General features: G+C 69.1%; 17 protein-coding genes and 1 pseudogene. 8 read left to right on the top strand and 10 right to left on the bottom strand.

Annotation, left to right across the window (positions count from 1 at the left end; all coding sequences use genetic code 11):
• The 3 genes and pseudogenes from ACWCSD_RS31450 to ACWCSD_RS31440 all read left to right on the top strand — a co-directional run.
• Window positions 1-277 (top strand): annotated as a pseudogene (locus ACWCSD_RS31450) (hypothetical protein); the annotation flags it as partial.
• A 267-nt stretch (window positions 278-544) separates the two neighbouring features.
• The gene (locus ACWCSD_RS31445; RefSeq protein ID WP_043620820.1) at window positions 545-1,213 is read left to right on the top strand and encodes a response regulator transcription factor; all 669 of its coding nucleotides are present in this window, start codon (window positions 545-547) and stop codon (window positions 1,211-1,213) included.
• 4 nt (window positions 1,214-1,217) lie between these two features.
• Window positions 1,218-2,495: an ATP-binding protein gene (locus tag ACWCSD_RS31440; protein ID WP_352361812.1), complete on the top strand. Its 1,278-nt coding sequence runs from the start codon at window positions 1,218-1,220 to the stop codon at window positions 2,493-2,495.
• Here the strand turns inward: ACWCSD_RS31440 and ACWCSD_RS31435 are convergent.
• Window positions 2,479-2,955, bottom strand: a complete 477-nt coding sequence (locus ACWCSD_RS31435; protein WP_352321617.1) for a GtrA family protein — start codon at window positions 2,953-2,955, stop codon at window positions 2,479-2,481. The genes ACWCSD_RS31440 and ACWCSD_RS31435 overlap by 17 nt on opposite strands.
• 227 nt (window positions 2,956-3,182) lie before the next feature.
• Here ACWCSD_RS31435 and ACWCSD_RS31430 point away from each other — a divergent pair, with 227 nt between their 5' ends.
• The 3 genes from ACWCSD_RS31430 (at window position 3,183) to purE (ending at window position 5,681) form a co-directional block, all read left to right on the top strand.
• Window positions 3,183-3,956 carry a hypothetical protein gene (locus ACWCSD_RS31430; protein ID WP_449920237.1) on the top strand — a complete coding sequence of 258 codons (774 nt, stop codon included), beginning with the start codon at window positions 3,183-3,185 and terminating at the stop codon, window positions 3,954-3,956.
• A gap of 79 nt (window positions 3,957-4,035) precedes the next feature.
• Window positions 4,036-5,184: a 5-(carboxyamino)imidazole ribonucleotide synthase gene (locus tag ACWCSD_RS31425; RefSeq protein WP_387668896.1), complete on the top strand. Its 1,149-nt coding sequence runs from the start codon at window positions 4,036-4,038 to the stop codon at window positions 5,182-5,184.
• 20 nt (window positions 5,185-5,204) lie between these two features.
• A complete protein-coding gene (purE, locus tag ACWCSD_RS31420; protein ID WP_357702729.1) occupies window positions 5,205-5,681 on the top strand; it encodes a 5-(carboxyamino)imidazole ribonucleotide mutase in 477 nt (158 codons plus the stop codon).
• Window positions 5,682-5,781: 100 nt separating this feature from the next.
• On the opposite strand, the gene ACWCSD_RS31415 is transcribed toward purE, so the two are convergent.
• On the bottom strand, window positions 5,782-7,095 hold the full coding sequence (locus ACWCSD_RS31415; RefSeq protein ID WP_352361804.1) for a UDP-glucose dehydrogenase family protein: 1,314 nt from the start codon (window positions 7,093-7,095) through the stop codon (window positions 5,782-5,784).
• A gap of 123 nt (window positions 7,096-7,218) precedes the next feature.
• Between ACWCSD_RS31415 and ACWCSD_RS31410 the strand changes: the two genes are divergently transcribed.
• Window positions 7,219-8,382, top strand: coding sequence for an acyl-CoA dehydrogenase family protein (locus ACWCSD_RS31410; protein ID WP_352361802.1), 1,164 nt, complete (start codon window positions 7,219-7,221; stop codon window positions 8,380-8,382).
• A 661-nt stretch (window positions 8,383-9,043) separates the two neighbouring features.
• Here the strand turns inward: ACWCSD_RS31410 and ACWCSD_RS31405 are convergent.
• From ACWCSD_RS31405 to ACWCSD_RS31370, 8 genes are all read right to left on the bottom strand, one after another.
• A complete protein-coding gene (locus tag ACWCSD_RS31405) occupies window positions 9,044-10,315 on the bottom strand; it encodes a tyrosine-type recombinase/integrase (protein ID WP_449920233.1) in 1,272 nt (423 codons plus the stop codon).
• A 3-nt stretch (window positions 10,316-10,318) separates the two neighbouring features.
• Entirely contained in the window at window positions 10,319-10,495 is a 177-nt protein-coding gene (locus ACWCSD_RS31400; RefSeq protein WP_449920229.1) for a helix-turn-helix transcriptional regulator, read from the bottom strand.
• Entirely contained in the window at window positions 10,492-11,811 is a 1,320-nt protein-coding gene (locus tag ACWCSD_RS31395; protein ID WP_449920244.1) for a replication initiator, read from the bottom strand. The genes ACWCSD_RS31400 and ACWCSD_RS31395 overlap by 4 nt, the downstream gene beginning before the upstream one ends.
• Before the next feature lie 252 nt (window positions 11,812-12,063).
• Window positions 12,064-12,222 carry a hypothetical protein gene (locus ACWCSD_RS31390; protein ID WP_189651145.1) on the bottom strand — a complete coding sequence of 53 codons (159 nt, stop codon included), beginning with the start codon at window positions 12,220-12,222 and terminating at the stop codon, window positions 12,064-12,066.
• A gap of 18 nt (window positions 12,223-12,240) precedes the next feature.
• Window positions 12,241-12,582 carry a hypothetical protein gene (locus ACWCSD_RS31385; protein ID WP_449920225.1) on the bottom strand — a complete coding sequence of 114 codons (342 nt, stop codon included), beginning with the start codon at window positions 12,580-12,582 and terminating at the stop codon, window positions 12,241-12,243.
• A gap of 15 nt (window positions 12,583-12,597) precedes the next feature.
• Entirely contained in the window at window positions 12,598-13,239 is a 642-nt protein-coding gene (locus ACWCSD_RS31380; RefSeq protein ID WP_449920223.1) for a DUF2637 domain-containing protein, read from the bottom strand.
• Window positions 13,240-13,258: 19 nt separating this feature from the next.
• Window positions 13,259-14,578: an FtsK/SpoIIIE domain-containing protein gene (locus ACWCSD_RS31375; protein ID WP_449920221.1), complete on the bottom strand. Its 1,320-nt coding sequence runs from the start codon at window positions 14,576-14,578 to the stop codon at window positions 13,259-13,261.
• The gene (locus ACWCSD_RS31370) at window positions 14,571-14,900 is read right to left on the bottom strand and encodes an SCO3933 family regulatory protein (RefSeq protein WP_449920218.1); all 330 of its coding nucleotides are present in this window, start codon (window positions 14,898-14,900) and stop codon (window positions 14,571-14,573) included. Before ACWCSD_RS31370 ends, ACWCSD_RS31375 begins: the two co-directional genes overlap by 8 nt.
• Window positions 14,901-15,010: 110 nt before the next feature.
• On the opposite strand from ACWCSD_RS31370, the gene ACWCSD_RS31365 reads away from it, so the two are divergent.
• On the top strand, window positions 15,011-15,169 hold a 159-nt coding region (locus tag ACWCSD_RS31365; protein ID WP_449920241.1), incomplete at its 3' end, for a GntR family transcriptional regulator.

Here is a 15,169-nt window from a genome sequence, read left to right as displayed (position 1 = left end):
CAGCGGCTGGGAGCCCGACCGGCGGGTGTTCGACGAGGAGCTGTCGGCCGAGCCGCTGAAGTGGCTGGGGGAGCGGCTGGCCGACCTCGACGGCGTGCTGCGGCAGTCGGGCGTCGATCCCGCCGAGGTGGGCGCGGACGACGCGGCGAGCCTGCGGGAGACCGCCCCCGAGATCGTCGACACCGTCCGCCGCCTGCTCGACCGGGTGCGCGCCGGCGAGCTCGGCACCGCCCCGGCCGGCGGCCCGGCGGCCTCCGTCCGGTCGAGCTGGCTCTGAACGGCACGATCCAGGCATTCCGGCGCCCGGATCGGGGTATCACGCTCCGGGCGCCGCGCCGGGCGCGACGCGTCCCGCGGACGCGGGCGTACGTGGTGTGATGGGAAAGCCTGGAGCGCTTTGTGTTTTCCCCTCGATAATCGCGGTAATTTAATCACGACTAACCCTTATTTAGCTTCGTTTGCCCAGGTCAATGGATAGGTCAACGACAAGTCAAACCGCGCGCTGTGCCCGGGAAACGATCGCCTAAGGTCCTACGATCGCTTCATGACCTGCGTACTTCTCGCCGAGGATGACACCTCGATCTCCGAGCCACTCGCGCGTGCGCTACGCCGCGAGGGCTATCAGGTAGAGGTGAGCCCCGACGGCCCGCAGGCCCTGGAGAGGGCCCTGTCGGGCGGCATCGACCTCATCGTTCTCGACCTCGGGCTGCCAGAGATGGACGGTCTGGAGGTCGCCCGCCGGATCCGTGCCGAGGGGCACGGCACCCCGGTTCTGATACTCACGGCCCGCGTCGACGAGGTGGACACCGTCGTCGGCCTCGACGCCGGCGCCGACGACTACGTGACCAAGCCGTTCCGGCTGGCCGAGCTGCTCGCCCGGGTGCGCGCGCTGCTGCGGCGCGGCACCTCCGAGACCCCGGTCGTGCAGGGGGTCCGCATCGACGCCGACTCCCGCCGCGCCTGGATGGGGGAGAAGGAGCTGCACCTGACGACCAAGGAGTTCGACCTGCTGCGGGTCCTGGTCCGCGACGCCGGCAAGGTCGTCACCCGGGAGCAGATCATGCGCGAGGTGTGGGACACCAACTGGTGGGGTTCGACCAAGACCCTCGACATGCACATCTCCTGGCTGCGCCGCAAACTCGGCGACGATGCCGCCAAGCCCCGATACATCACGACGGTCCGGGGAGTCGGCTTCCGGTTCGAACGCGAGTAGGCGCATGCGCCGTCGACTGCTCTCCTCCACACTGGTCGTCGCGGTCATCGCGGTCCTGTTGCTGGGGGTCCCCCTGGGCGTCGTGGTCAGCCGTCTGATCGTCGACGAGGCGGCTCAGGAGCTCGGGGCGGAAGCCAAACGTCTCGTGGGCGAGGTCGAGTACGCCCGGGTCCAGGAGACCCCGCTCGACCCGCAACAACTGGAGCAGAAGTACCCGGGCAGGTACATCCAGATCTGGGAACGCGGAACCCCTCTGCGGGTGACCGTCGTCGGCACCGCGCCGGCGTCGGGTCACCTGATGACCGAGGACGCCCAGACCAACACCGGGGTCTACGTCCGGATAAGTCGTGACCGGGATCAGGTCGAGCGCGACGTCCGGGCCAGGCTGCTGCTGATCGTGGCGCTGGCCGTCGCGGCGCTCGCGGTGGCCGTCAGCCTGGCCGTCGTCCAGTCACGCAGGCTGACGCTGCCCTTGCAGGACCTGGCGAAGATCGCCGAGCGGCTGGGGTCGGGCGACGCGCGGCCCAGCAAGCACCGCTATGGCATCCCCGAGCTGGACCGCGTGGCCCAGGTGCTCGACCGCAGCGCCACCCGCATCTCCGACCTGCTCACCCGCGAACGCGAGTTCGCCACCGACGCCTCCCATCAGCTCCGCACGCCCCTGACCGGCCTGACCATGCGCCTGGAGGAGATCGTCGCCGCCTCGAACGAGCCGGAGGTCGTCCGCGAGGAGGGCGAGGCGGCCATCGTGCAGGCCGAGCGCCTGACCGCGGTGATCGACGAGCTGCTGGCGGCGGCCCGCCGCCAGCGCCACGCCCAGGCCGAGCCCGTCGCCATCGACGAGGTGCTCATCCAGCAGATCACCGAGTGGGAGCCGGTCTTCCGTGAGGCGGGCCGCACGCTGCACCTCGACGGCACCCGCGGACTGAAGGCGATGGCCACCACCGGCGGCTTCGGCCAGGTGATCGCCTCGCTGCTGGAGAACTCCCTGCGCCACGGCGGCGGCACGGTCACCGTCACCAGCACCTGCGGCGACAACTACATCGTGATCGAGGTCGCCGACGAGGGCCCCGGCATCGCCGACGAGATCGCACCCAAGATCTTCGAACGGAACGTCAGCGGCGGCGGAGGCACCGGACTCGGGCTCACTCTCGCCCGCGCGCTGGCCGCCGCGGACGGCGGACGGCTGGAACTGGTGCGCCGCCGGCCGGCGACGTTCGCCATCTTCCTGCGCCCGGCCGAGGAGGACAGCAGGAACCGCGTGGTCAGCGGTCCTGCCTGATCTCCGGCAGCTCCACCGGGATCGGCTCGGTGGCCTCCAGGAACACCCACTTCTTGTACGACCAGTAGCGGAACAGCGTGCCGAGGCCGACGCCGGCGAAGTTGGCGATGTTCAGGCTCAGGCCGTCGTGCAGGTGGAGGGTGTACTTGGTGAAGCCGATCACCAGCAGGCCGAACAGCAGGGCGACGCCGTTGAGCAGGAAGAACAGGAAGTATTCGCGGCCGAGGCCGCTCTGCTCGCGGTGGCGGAAGGTCCAGAAGCGGTTGCCCAGGTAGGCGAAGGTCGCCGAGAGCGTGGTGGCGAGCACCTTGGAGGTGAGGGGGCCCCACTCGAAGCCGAGCAGGAAGAGGTTGTAGACACCCGTGTCGAGCAGAAAGGCGACGGCCCCGATGCTCCCGAATTTGGCCAGTTCGTGAACCAGGGACTCGAACCGCTGGTAGAGGCGCTTGGCAAACTCCACGTCCGCGCTCGGTCCTTTCCCTCGTCGAGACTGACCACCTCAGCGTACCGGCGATGTCGTACGGCCGGTGTCAGAGGGCCGAACATACCCCGCAAAGACCACTTCTAGAAATATCGCCTTATGGGCGGCATTTCTGAAAGATCGGCATTACGCTGCCGTTCAGATCGCGGGCCCGCCCGCGATGTCGGACCTGCCGCTCCAGACGGCCGCCCTCCCGGGAGCCACCTGTGCCGCTTCGACTGCTCGCGTTGGTCCTGGCCCTGCTCGCCGCGGGCTGTGGCGCGACCGGCGGCGCCCCGGTGCTCCAGGAGGATCGCACGCCTGCCCCGGCAGCCGCGCCACGGGTCGCCCCGGCGACCGCCGAGCAGGCGTTCTCGCTGCTCCGGCAGCTCGACGGGGCCTGGCAGCGGCGGGACTGCGCCGCCGTACGGGAGCTGACCACGTGGGCGGAGCGGACGCTGGACGGCCGTGCCTGCGAGGCGACCCGGAACGGCCGTCCAGCCCGTCCCGCCGACCCCGTCTACGTGCTGCCCGACGCGGGCGACTGGTTCGCCGCGCTGGCCCGCGAGCCCTCGCCCGCGTACTACCTGTTCTTCCTGGAGGACGGCCGGTGGCGGCTGGGCGCGGGGCCGGTCCCGGTGCCCGGCGAGCCGGCGCGGAAGGCCGCCGAGGCGCCGGCGTCGCTGGTCAGACAGGCCCGGCTGGTGCCGCAGCGGCACCTGACGTACCTCACCGACCCGGCCGGGGTGGCGGGCGTGCGCTTCCCGGCCGGGGATCCGCTGCGCGGGCTGCTCAAGGACGTCACCGCGAACCGCGCCGACGTCGAGCTGTTCGGCACGCGCACCCTCGCGATCCCGGTGGCCGCCGGTTCCGTCCTGGTGTTCGACGCCCTGCGGCTCACGTACCAGGGAGGGCGCACGGATCTGGTGGTGATGGCCAGCCTGGTCGGCACGGGCAACCGGATCAGGACGCTCGGGTTGCGCCGGGGGCGCGCCGGTTGACGACGGCGGGGTGCCGCGGCGGGAGGGCGTGAGTTGACAACGGCGAGGTAGTCGTTCCGTCCCGGTAAGCTCACCTCACGTGAGTTCCTACAGTCCCATCGGGCCGGTCGTCGGCATCGTCGGCGCCGGTCAGCTCGCCCGGATGACGCAGTCGCCGGCCATCGCGCTCGGGGTCGAGCTGCGGGTGCTGGCCGCCGCCCCCGGGGAGAGCGCCGCACGAGTGATCGTCGACACCCAGGTCGGAGACTACCGCGACCTGGCCGACCTGCGGGCGTTCGCCCAGGGCTGCGACGCGATCACGTTCGACCACGAGCACGTGCCGACCGAGCACATCAGGGCCCTGATCGCCGACGGCCACGCCGTGCACCCGGGCGCCGACGCGCTCGTGCACGCCCAGGACAAGGCCGTCATGCGCGAACGGCTGACCGCCGTCGGCGTGCCCTGCCCGGCCTGGGCCCGGGTCGCCTCGGCGGCGGACGTCGCGGCGTTCGCCGACGAGCACGGCTGGCCGGTCGTGCTGAAGTCGGTGCGCGGCGGCTACGACGGGCGCGGCGTGTGGGTCTGCCGCACCCCCGACGACGTGGCCGAGGCGTTCGCCACCGGCGTCGAGCTGATGGCCGAGGCGTTCGTGCCGTTCGAGCGCGAGCTCGCGGTGCTGGTGGCCCGCTCGCCCCACGGGCAGGGCGTCAGCTACCCGGTCGTGGAGACCGTGCAGCAGGACGGCATCTGCGTCGAGGTGATCGCCCCCGCCCCCGGCATGGACCCCGAGGAGGCCGCCGTCGCCCAGCGCATCGGCCTGAAGATCGCCCACGAGCTGGGCGTGACCGGGCTGCTGGCGGTGGAGCTGTTCCAGACCGCCGACGGCCTCGTGGTGAACGAGCTGGCCATGCGCCCCCACAACAGCGGCCACTGGACGATCGAGGGTTCCACCACGTCCCAGTTCGAGCAGCACCTGCGGGCCGTGCTCGACCTGCCGCTCGGTTCGCCCGCGATGACCGCCCCGGTCGTCGTCATGGCCAACCTGCTGGGCGGCGACGACCCCGACCTGTTCAAGCGCTACGAGCACGTGCTGGCCCACGACCCCGGCATCAAGCTGCACTTCTACGGCAAGGAAGTGCGTCCGGGCCGCAAGATCGGCCACGTCACGGCCCTGGGCGCCGACCTCGACAAGGTGCGCGCCCGCGCCCGCCACGCCGCCGTCTACCTCATGACCGGGGAGTACACGTGACAGAGCGAATCGGGATCGTCATGGGGTCGGACTCCGACTGGCCCGTGATGAAGGCCGCGGCCGAGGCCGTGGCGGAGTTCGGCGTGCCGTTCGAGGCCGACGTCGTCTCGGCCCACCGCATGCCGGTCGAGATGATCGAGTACGGCCGGCAGGCGGCCTCGCGCGGCATCCGGGTGATCATCGCGGGGGCCGGCGGGGCGGCACATCTGCCCGGCATGCTGGCCTCGGTGACGCCGCTGCCGGTGATCGGGGTGCCGGTGCCGCTGAAGTACCTCGACGGGATGGACTCCCTGCTGTCGATCGTCCAGATGCCGGCCGGGGTGCCGGTGGCCACGGTGGCGGTCGGGGGCGCGCGCAACGCGGGGCTGCTGGCCGTCCGCATCCTCGGGGCGTCCGACGCCGGGCTGCGCGAGCGCATGGAGGAGTTCCAGGGGCGTCTCAAGGAGCAGGCGTACGCCAAGGGTGAGAAGCTGCGCGCCGAGGCCGCGGAGCTCTGAGCAGGCAACTCAGGGCCGTCCAGGGGCAGACCGGACTTTCCGGGCGCCCGGTTCCCCGTGGTGAGGGGTCCCGGGCGTTCGGAGAGGTGCCGCGGCGGGGTTACGGGCGGCCGAGCGCCCGGTAGTGCCAGCCGGCCGAGCGCCACACCTCGGAGTTGAGCGCGTTGCGGCCGTCGACGATGCGCCGGGTCGCGACCACCGCGCCCAGCTCCTCCGGATCGAGCTCCAGGAACTCTTTCCACTCCGTCAGCAGCAGCACCACGTGCGCCCCGCGGACCGCCTCGACGGCCGACTCGCCGTAGTTCAGCTCCGGGTGAGCCTTACGAGCGTTGTCGAGCGCGATCGGGTCGTAGACGGTGACCTGTCCGCCCTGGTGGCCGATCGTCACGGCGACGTCCAGGGCGGGGGAGTCGCGAATGTCGTCCGAGTTCGGCTTGAAGGCCGCGCCCAGCACGCCGACCGTGCACCCGTGGAACGAGCCGCCCGCCAGCTCCCTGGCCAGGTCGACCATGCGGGCGCGGCGGCGCATGTTGATCGCGTCGACCTCGCGCAGGAACGTCAGCGCCTGGTCGGCCCCCAGCTCGCCGGCCCGTGCCATGAAGGCCCTGATGTCCTTGGGCAGGCAGCCGCCGCCGAAGCCGAGCCCGGCGTTGAGGAAGCGCCCGCCGATGCGGTCGTCGTACGAGAGCGCCTCGGACAGCTGCTTGACGTCGGCGTGCGCGGCCTCGCAGACCTCGGCCATGGCGTTGATGAAGGAGATCTTGGTGGCGAGGAAGGCGTTGGCCGCCGTCTTGACCAGCTCCGACGTCGCGAAGTCGGTCACCACGAACGGGACGTCCCCGAGCGGCGCGTACACGTCGCGCAGCACCTTCTCGGCCCGCTCCGAGCGCACGCCGAGCACGATGCGGTCGGGGTGGAGGGTGTCCTCCACCGCGAAGCCCTCGCGCAGGAACTCCGGGTTCCACGCCAGCTCGACGCCGACGCCGGCCGGCGACAGGCGGGCGAGCTTGTCGGCCATGCGCTCGGCGGTGCCGACCGGCACGGTGGACTTGCCGACGACCAGGCACTCGCGGTCGAGAAGCGGCGCGAGCGACTCGATGGCGCTGTCCATGTACGACACGTCCGCGGCGTACTCGCCCTTCTTCTGCGGTGTGCCGACGCAGACGAAGTGCACGTCGCCGAAGGCGGCGACCTCTTCGTAGGAGCTGGTGAAGCGAAGGCGTCCGGAGTCGAGCCCACGGCGGAGCACGGGTTCCAGCCCGGGCTCGTGGATGGGGAGCTCACCGTTGTTCAGCCGGCGGATCTTGTCCGCGTCAATGTCGAGGCCAAGGACTTCGAATCCGAGATCCGCCATGCAGGACGCATGCGTGATGCCCAGGTATCCGGTCCCGATCACCGTGAGGCGATATGGCACGAGCGAGCTCCTTTCGATCGCCAGGCATGCTACCGGCCTTCGCTACCTCCTTCGTGCCACCTGCGTCTGTTCGCAAACCGTACTAGCTGGTAACAAAGTGCTCGGACGTCCTAGTATCTAGGCATGAGCTTCCCTCTCTATGCGCCCGCCGAAGAGCACGACATGCTCAGGGAGACGGTCCGCGCCCTGGCCGACGAGAAGATCGCGCCGCAGGCCGCGGCGGCCGACGAGTCCGAAGAGTTCCCCTGGGACGTCTACAAGGCCCTCGTCGCCGCCGACCTGCACGCCGTGCACGTTCCCGAGGAGTACGGGGGCGCCGGGGCGGACGCGCTGGCCGCGGTGATCGTCATCGAGGAGGTCGCGCGGGCCTGCGCGTCGTCCTCGCTCATCCCGGCCGTGAACAAGCTGGGCACCGTGCCGCTGCTGCTCTCGGCGTCCGAGGAGCTCAAGCAGCGTTACCTGGCGCCGGTGGCGAGGGGCGAGGCCATGTTCTCGTACGCGCTGTCCGAGCCTGAGGCGGGGTCCGACGCCGCCGCCATGAAGACCCGCGCGGTTCTCGACGGCGACCACTACGTGCTCAACGGCACCAAGATGTGGATCACCAACGCCGGCGTCTCCGAGTACTACACGCTGATGGCCGTGACGGACCCGTCCGCCGGCGCCCGGGGCATCTCCGCCTTCGTGGTGGAGAAGTCCGACGAAGGCGTCTCCTTCGGGCCGAAGGAGAAGAAGCTCGGCATCAAGGCCTCGCCGACCCGCCAGGTGATCCTGGAGAACGTCCGCATCCCGGCGTCCCGCATGATCGGCGAGCCCGGCACCGGCTTCAAGACGGCCCTCGCCACCCTCGACCACACCCGCGTCACCATCGCCGCCCAGGCGCTGGGCATCGCCCAGGGCGCCCTCGACTACGCGATCGGCTACGTCAAGGAACGCAAGCAGTTCGGCCGCCCGATCGGCGACTTCCAGGGGCTGCAGTTCATGATCGCCGACATGGCGATGAAGCTGGAGGCGGCCAGGCAGCTGACGTACCGCGCGGCCGCCAAGAGCGAGCTGGCGATGCACGGCCGGCCGCAGAAGGACCTGACGTTCCTGTCGAGCGCCGCCAAGTGCGCCGCATCGGACGCCGCCATGGAGATCACCACGGACGCGGTCCAGCTCTTGGGCGGGTACGGGTACACGAAGGACTTCCCGGTGGAACGCATGATGCGCGACGCCAAGATCACCCAGATCTACGAGGGCACCAACCAGATCCAGCGCATGGTCATGGCCCGCCAGCTCCTGAAGTAAGCGTTGACCTGCGGAAATCCTGCGCTGCTCATGAGAAGGACCGTATCTATCGGAGCGGCTTGTGATCTTCGCCGTTGGCCTGTTCCGTCCCTGTTCCGTGTGAGGTCGTGGCGCGCAGCGGTCACGGCCTCACAGTATGAAAGCCGCCCCCCAATAAAGAATGGCCCGCAGGCGTACCTGCGGGCCATTCGGTGTCTGGCTCGCTACCTCCCCCCGCCGATCGCCTTAGCCCACTTGGCGAGCTGGTCGACGAAGGAGAGCACCGTCTGGCGCTTGTCCAGAGGCAGGAAGGGCCAGGTGACCCATGCCGGGAAGGACAACACAACGATGCACAACAGGGGAAGGACGAGCAGTGCTACGAGAAGAACCCGCAACCACACAGACTGAACCACCATGAATCATCCGTTCGGACAGGACGGATGCGGCGTGAGCCGCTATAGGCGACTCGGTGAGGCGCCTAGTCAGGCGTTGATGTCCGAACGTCGCTCACAACTTGAGTCGCGTAGGCCTACAAGGTGTTTCGATCCGTATTCCATTTATGTGTCCGATTTGGATCGCCAAGGGATGGCCTGGAATGGCTATCAAGGTACTTGTGAGGTCCGCTCGGAAGCAAAGCCCAACGCGTTCAGGTTACATCTAAGATGCGAGAGATGCGCTGCTCTCATCCCTTACGCGCAGCGGGATTGACACCGCTGACGGAGGCTGATCGAGGGTGGAACAGGCGATCATCGATTGCTCTGCGTGCACGCTCATGTGAGCCGGGCATCATGTGGGCGTAGACGCGGAGGGTGAAGCCGGGGTCCGCGTGACCGAGGTACTCGGCGAGCTCCTTGACCGAGACGCCGCCGGCCAGCATGACGCTCGCGTAGTAGTGCCGAAGTTGGTGCAGCCCTTCCTTACGAGAGGTTGCGTAGCGGCTCCGCTGGCGTCCGTCCCTGTCCGGTGCAGGGATCACGCCTGCTTGGACCAGGGCGGGCTTCCAGACCGTTTCGCTGTAGCTTCTGGCCTTGATGAAGCGGTCGTCCGTCCAGCGGAACAACAGGTCGTGTGTGCGAAGCTTGCCGTCTGCCTTCTCCCAGGGCAGGGAGCAAGTCAACGGGGAATGAGCCGAGACGTGCCGTTTGATGGCTTCAGTGGCCCACTCAGGCAGCGGCACGACCCTTTCACGGTCGTTCTTGGGCAGCGCGAAGACATGGTCGGCTCCCAGCTTCTTGATCTGTCGTCGTACGCGAAGAAGATGCTCCTCGAAGTCGATATCTTCCAGGGCCAGGCCGAACAGTTCGCCCTGCCGTAGGCCGCATGCGGCCCCGAGCATCGGAAGCAGGCGGAAGAGGGCAGGGTGGGCGTCAATCAGGGCGTGGACCCGTTCGTCCGACCACGCCGTGATCTCTTCGGCCACGCGCTTCGGCACCTGGACGATCGGTGACTTGGCGGGACTTCGTTTGATGACCTCATCCGCGACGGCGAGGTCAAGGATGCCCTGGAGGACCAGGAACGCCGTCTGTACGGTCGAAGTCTCGAAGCGACTGCACAGGTCACTGATCCATGCCTGGATCTGGGATGGCTTAATGGTCTTCACCTGACGCTTGGCAAACGTCGACGCGACGTGAAGACGGTGGATGTACTCGTAGCGGATCTTGGTTGAGGGGTCGACGATGCGGGAGGCGAGCCATCGTTCGGCGAGGTCGGCGAAGAGCACCTTGCCAGCGTTCGGGTCGATGTAGTCGCCGCGGGCGATGTCGGCGCCCATAGCGGCGATCTTGCGCTCGGCGTCGGCCTTGCGGTCGTAGGCGGCTGAGCGCTCCTTACCGTCCGGGTCCACCCAGACGGCGAGCCAGCGCTTGCCTCTTCCGTGGCGTGGGGTCTTGACCTTCCGTGACTTGCCGTCCGGGGTCCGGAGCGTCTTCGTCCACAGGTCCTTGACGAAGGCCATGGGCTACTCCTGGTCCTGGACCCAGGACATGACGTCCTCGGGCACGTAGCGCAGATGGCGGCCGATCCTGTGGCCTCTGGGGCCTGTGCGGTGGTGTCGCCATTGATAGAGCGTGGCGATCGGAACGCCGAGGAAGGTGGCTACGTCGTGCACAGTCCAGAGCTTGGTGAGAGTGTTCATAGGCACCCTCCCGTGATGGCGGCGGCTAGGAGTTGGTCGCCGAGGGAGTGGCCCTTGCCTGCGTACTCCCATTCGCTGATCACGAGGACGGCGTCTTCGGCGAAGAGCGGGAGGCGGCCGGTGGTGATCTCGCCTTGTCGGGCGTGGTGTTCGCGGTCGGCTCGGATGTCGCCGAGGGTGGTGGAGTAGCGGCGGGAGCGGGTGGAGAAGTGGCCGCGGAAGCCGAGCATGTGGGCCCAGTCGGCGAGGCGGAGGTCGGCGAGGTCGGGTTCGGTCCCGAGTGCCATGCAGGTGGTGATGAGGCGGCGGGCGTGATCACGGAGGTTGTACAGGGTCAGGTCGTCGAGGGGGTTGATGCGGCGGTCCAGGGTGCCGACGCATTCGGCGGCTTTGGTGGCGTACTTGGCGATGTAGCCGGCGACGGCTTGGTCAGTGAGGTCGCCGTTCAGGGTGATGGAGCGGATGTCGAGTTGGGTGCCCCAGCGCAGGACTCGTTCGGGCTGGTCGGCGTAGGCGGGAGCCTTGGCGGTGACGGCTTTGGCGGCGTGCTGGATGGCTTGGGTCAGGGCGTCGGTGGTGGCCCAGGGTGGCGGAGGTGTGGCAGGGCCGCCGGGGCCGTCGAGGCGGATGACGGCGTGGAAGTGGACGACGCCGCGGCGCTGGTATTCGGCGACTTTGGCGAAGGAGAGGGTGAGGTGGTGGCGGAGGTCCTTGAGGAGGAGGCCGCCGAGTTTGGCCAGGTGGCGGCGTACGGAGTCGGCGAAGCGCTTCCACAGCAGCGGCGCCAGGGCGTTGAACAGGACGGACCCGGTGTAGTCGTAGCAGTCAGGGCACAGCGGTTCGCCCAGGCGCGGGTCGTCCTTGCTGTGGCGTTGGGTGCAGGACATGACTTGGCCGTGTGGGCAGGTGGTGGCGTTGCGGCGGGCGTGGCAGGGCTGGGCCTTGCCGTGGTGTTCGCGGCGAGTGTGGACCGGGCCGAAGGACGGGGCGGTCAACGTGATGAACAGCGTGGGGTGGGTGGTGACGGTCTCGGGGACGCCTTTGCCGCCCACGAGGCCGGCGCGGATGAGGTGGTAAGTGTCGGCGCGGTAGGTCTCGGCGCAGGACGGGCAGCGGGTGGCCCGGCGGGTTTTGCACGGGACGCGCAGGATGCCGTCGGGTTCGGTGCGGGTGGTGTAGCGGTGCAGGAGTTGGCCGGTGGCGCGGTCGTAGTGGTCGACCTTGCCGCGGAGGTGGATGGGCTGACGGCAGCCGCCTGTGGCGCGGATCTGGTTGGCCCAGCGGTCGTATTCAGGGTGGTTGAGTCGGGCGATCATGCCCGCTTTGGCGTGCGCGGTGGCGTGGGTTGTGGGCAAGATGGAGACCTCCTTTCGCTCGTTCGGGTGAAGGGATGGCCCTCGACCTGGCAGTCGTCTTGGCGGATGTGCGGCCAGGCCGGGGGCGCTGCGCGTTATGCGCCGTGGTTGTCGATGCCGTTGCCGTCGCAGTCGAGGCAGCGGGCGTCGTCAGAGTCGATTCCGGTGCCGTTGCAGGTGCAGCAGCGGTAGTGGTTCACCTCGTCCATCTGGTCACTTCCTGTCGCGGGCGGTGGTGAGGTAGATGCGCCAGTGGTACGGGCGAGTGCGGTCGGGGTAGGCGCGTGAGACGCCGATGACGGTGAAGTGCAGGCGTAGGCGGAACAGGGCGTCGACGATCTCGGCTCGGGTGCCGTCGATGCGGATGCGCATGGTCGGGTCCCTTTCTGGTCAGGTGGCGGCCGTGGGGTCGGGCTGGATACAGCCGCGGTAGCTGGCTTCGGCGGCGTGGCGGGCGCGGGCGGCGGCCAGGATGGCGACGGCGCGGTACTCCACCGGGCCGAACAGGCGCGAGGTGGCGTAGTGGCCGTACGGGGAGTCCTCGTAGTCGATCTGCGAGCCGACGAGGGCGGCGATCTGGTCGATTTCGGCGCGCTGGTCGGCGTCGCTGGCCTGGTCGGTGAAGTGGTGGACGGTGACGCTGGAGGAGACGGGTACGTCGGGGTGGGCTTCGAGGAAGGCAGCCAGGTCGAGCAGGCCGTGGATAAGGGCGGTGCGGCGGTCGTGGGTCATGGGTCGGTTCTCCCTTCAGGCGGTGCGCAGGGTGCGCAGCAAGTCGGAGGCGAGTTGGTTGGACACGCCCAGGTGGGCGCGTAGGGCGTCTCGGGTGATGGGCTTGCCGTGCCGGCTGTGGTGTTCGTCGGCCACACGGCGGGCGTAGTCGATCAGGGCGGGCGCGAGGTCGCTGTCCCGCTCGTCGTCCTCGTCCCGAACTTGGGACGGGACGAGTTGCGGAGCCGAGGACGAAGCCAGGACGGGCGAGGACGCCACGGCAGTGGACGGTTCCGGACGGGTGGCGCGGCGTTCCAGCATCGAGACAGCGATGAGGAAGGCGGCGGCCGGAGTCGCGGCGGTGATCCAGCCCCAGACGGTCGGGTCGGCTTGGGCGAGGTTCGCGGCCAGGGACAAGACGATGCCGCCGGTCAGGACGAGGACGGGCCACGAGAGCCGACCCCGCCGGCGGTTGCTGATCCTCTTGTCGCGTTGACGTTCGCGGGCGGCCATGACGCAGGTCAGGTCGATGCAGACGGCGACCGCCCAGGACATCCAGCCGGTCTGGCCGTGCTCGGTGGCGGTGTCGCGGATGTGGGTGAACGATCCGGCACCCGCGATGGCGGCCAGGACGAGGACCGGGCCGGTGTCGAGCAGCCAGCAGACGAAGCGTCGCATCGTTCCTCCCTTCATGAGTTCAGGCGTTGATGGGTTCGGGCAGGTGGGCGGTGACCTCGTCCCAGGCCGGGGCGAGGTGGGCATGAGCACGGGCGGCCTGCTCGGCGGCCTGCTCAGTGACGTAGTAGGAGCGGGCGCGGTACCACTGGCCGTCCTGACCGGCGACGATGGCGACGCCCGGCGTTTCGGCGGGGATGGCACGAGCCGAGGCAAGCGCCGCCGGGTCGAGGTCGCCGAGCGTCATGGTGGCGGTCTCGGGATCGTTGACGCGGTGGCAGATCCGTCCGGAGCACTGGGCGCGGAGAGCGGTGACGCCGTGGCCGAGGTCAGAGCCGATGCGCTGACCACAGCAGAACAGGTAGATGCCGAACGCTCGGCCGAGCTGGGCGACCCGAAGCAGCGCCGTCGAAGTCTTGGCGACCTCGTCCTTCTCCGACTTGTCGGCCATCAGGTACAGCTCGGCCAGCTCGTCAACCAGGGCCACGACCGGGACCGGTCGCACGCCGGGCGGGAGCTGCCAGATGTTGCGGGCGCCGGCCTGGCGGCACAGTCCCATGCGATCGACCATCAGGCCGACCAGGTCATCCAGCAGCCCACCGGACTCGGCGCGCGAGGTGGCCAGTGCGGACAGGCGCGGCCTGTAGGGCGTGAATTCCACTCCGCCTTTGAGGTCGAAGCCGACCAGGGCCACGGGTTGTGGAGCCAGCCCGACGATCAGGGCGTTGGCGAGGTTCGACTTGCCGGACTGTGTCGCGCCCGCGTTCAGCCAGTGCGGCACGGTACGGAAGTCGACGGTCCAGGGCTTGCCCGTCTCCAGACGTCCTACCGTGACCTTGAGCAGTTCCGGCGAGGGCGGAAGCTCGTCGACCTTGACCAGCGGGTCGCGCATGGTGGCCATGAGGACGACGCGTCCGGGACCGGGTGAGGAGACGCGGATGGCGTGGACGCCCCAGGAGTGCGCGAGGCGTTCGGCGACGTCGGCGTAGTCGCCGGGGGTCTGGCCTTCCAGGGTGTGGAGGGTGACGCGCCAGCCGTGCCGGGTCGGCAGCGGCAGCCACATGAACGGCTTGGTGTCCACGGCGATGCGCTGCCACCTGCGCCGGACGCGGACGATGCCCGTCGAGGCGACCAGGCCGGGGACGGTGGTGAACCAGAAGCGCTGCCGCTTCTTGGTCAGCCCGCAGCCGAGGGCGACCCGCCGCCACGAAGCTCGTACCGACAGACCAACGAGCGGGAAGCCGAGCACGAGCCAGAAGGACGGGTAGTGGTAGCGGCGCCAGGCCCACAGCCCGGCCGCGACCGCGGCCAGGGCTGCGAGCATGTACGGCGCGTCAGGCATCGACGGCCTCCCTGACGGGGAGTAGCGCCGAGGCGCGGTAGGCGATGCCCCATCGGCCGGCGATCTCCCAGACGTAGCCGAGCAGGCCGACGGCGTTGACCTGGTCGCCGACGCTGATGGGCGGTTCGCCGGTAATGCCGATCTTGACGAGTTCGATCCGGCCGAACTCGTCCTCGACGGAGACGGTGACCTCGTAGACGGTGTTGCCGTTCTTGTCGGTCTTGATCTCGCCGGTGTCGCGGTTGAGCACCCGTGGGCGCGGGGCCTTGACGCAGGTGATGGCGAGCTTGCCGACATCCACAGGGATCGGGATGGAACGCATGGTCTGTGACCTCCTCTTTCTCGTTCATCCAACATAGTTAACCTAGTTGGCTTGGTTGTCAACGTCCTCTCGGTTGGCTTGGTCGGTGTTTCGTGGTGTGATGGACAGCGATGGTCAAGAACACCGGGCGCCCCGGCTACCTCCAGATCGCCGACGATCTCCGCGCGCAGATCAACGGCGGATCTCTGGCGCCCGGAACCCCGTTGCCGTCCACCGCGCAACTCGCCGAGCAGTACGACGCCTCGCTGAGCGTGGTGAAGATGGCCGTC

Source organism: Nonomuraea sp. NPDC001684 (genome assembly GCF_053596515.1).
The sequence above is the reverse complement of the archived record's forward strand: the minus strand, read 5'-3'. Positions and strand labels throughout refer to the sequence as shown.

Coding starts and splice junctions, on each gene's coding strand:
- ACWCSD_RS31445 (WP_043620820.1), top strand. CDS start 545: ATGACCTGCGTACTTCTCGCCGAGGATGACACCTCGATCTCCGAGCCA.
- ACWCSD_RS31440 (WP_352361812.1), top strand. CDS start 1,218: ATGCGCCGTCGACTGCTCTCCTCCACACTGGTCGTCGCGGTCATCGCG.
- purE (WP_357702729.1), top strand. CDS start 5,205: ATGGGGTCGGACTCCGACTGGCCCGTGATGAAGGCCGCGGCCGAGGCC.
- ACWCSD_RS31410 (WP_352361802.1), top strand. CDS start 7,219: ATGAGCTTCCCTCTCTATGCGCCCGCCGAAGAGCACGACATGCTCAGG.
- ACWCSD_RS31405 (WP_449920233.1), bottom strand. CDS start 10,315: ATGGCCTTCGTCAAGGACCTGTGGACGAAGACGCTCCGGACCCCGGAC.
- ACWCSD_RS31400 (WP_449920229.1), bottom strand. CDS start 10,495: ATGAACACTCTCACCAAGCTCTGGACTGTGCACGACGTAGCCACCTTC.
- ACWCSD_RS31395 (WP_449920244.1), bottom strand. CDS start 11,811: ATGATCGCCCGACTCAACCACCCTGAATACGACCGCTGGGCCAACCAG.
- ACWCSD_RS31390 (WP_189651145.1), bottom strand. CDS start 12,222: ATGCGCATCCGCATCGACGGCACCCGAGCCGAGATCGTCGACGCCCTG.
- ACWCSD_RS31385 (WP_449920225.1), bottom strand. CDS start 12,582: ATGACCCACGACCGCCGCACCGCCCTTATCCACGGCCTGCTCGACCTG.
- ACWCSD_RS31380 (WP_449920223.1), bottom strand. CDS start 13,239: ATGCGACGCTTCGTCTGCTGGCTGCTCGACACCGGCCCGGTCCTCGTC.
- ACWCSD_RS31375 (WP_449920221.1), bottom strand. CDS start 14,578: ATGCCTGACGCGCCGTACATGCTCGCAGCCCTGGCCGCGGTCGCGGCC.
- ACWCSD_RS31370 (WP_449920218.1), bottom strand. CDS start 14,900: ATGCGTTCCATCCCGATCCCTGTGGATGTCGGCAAGCTCGCCATCACC.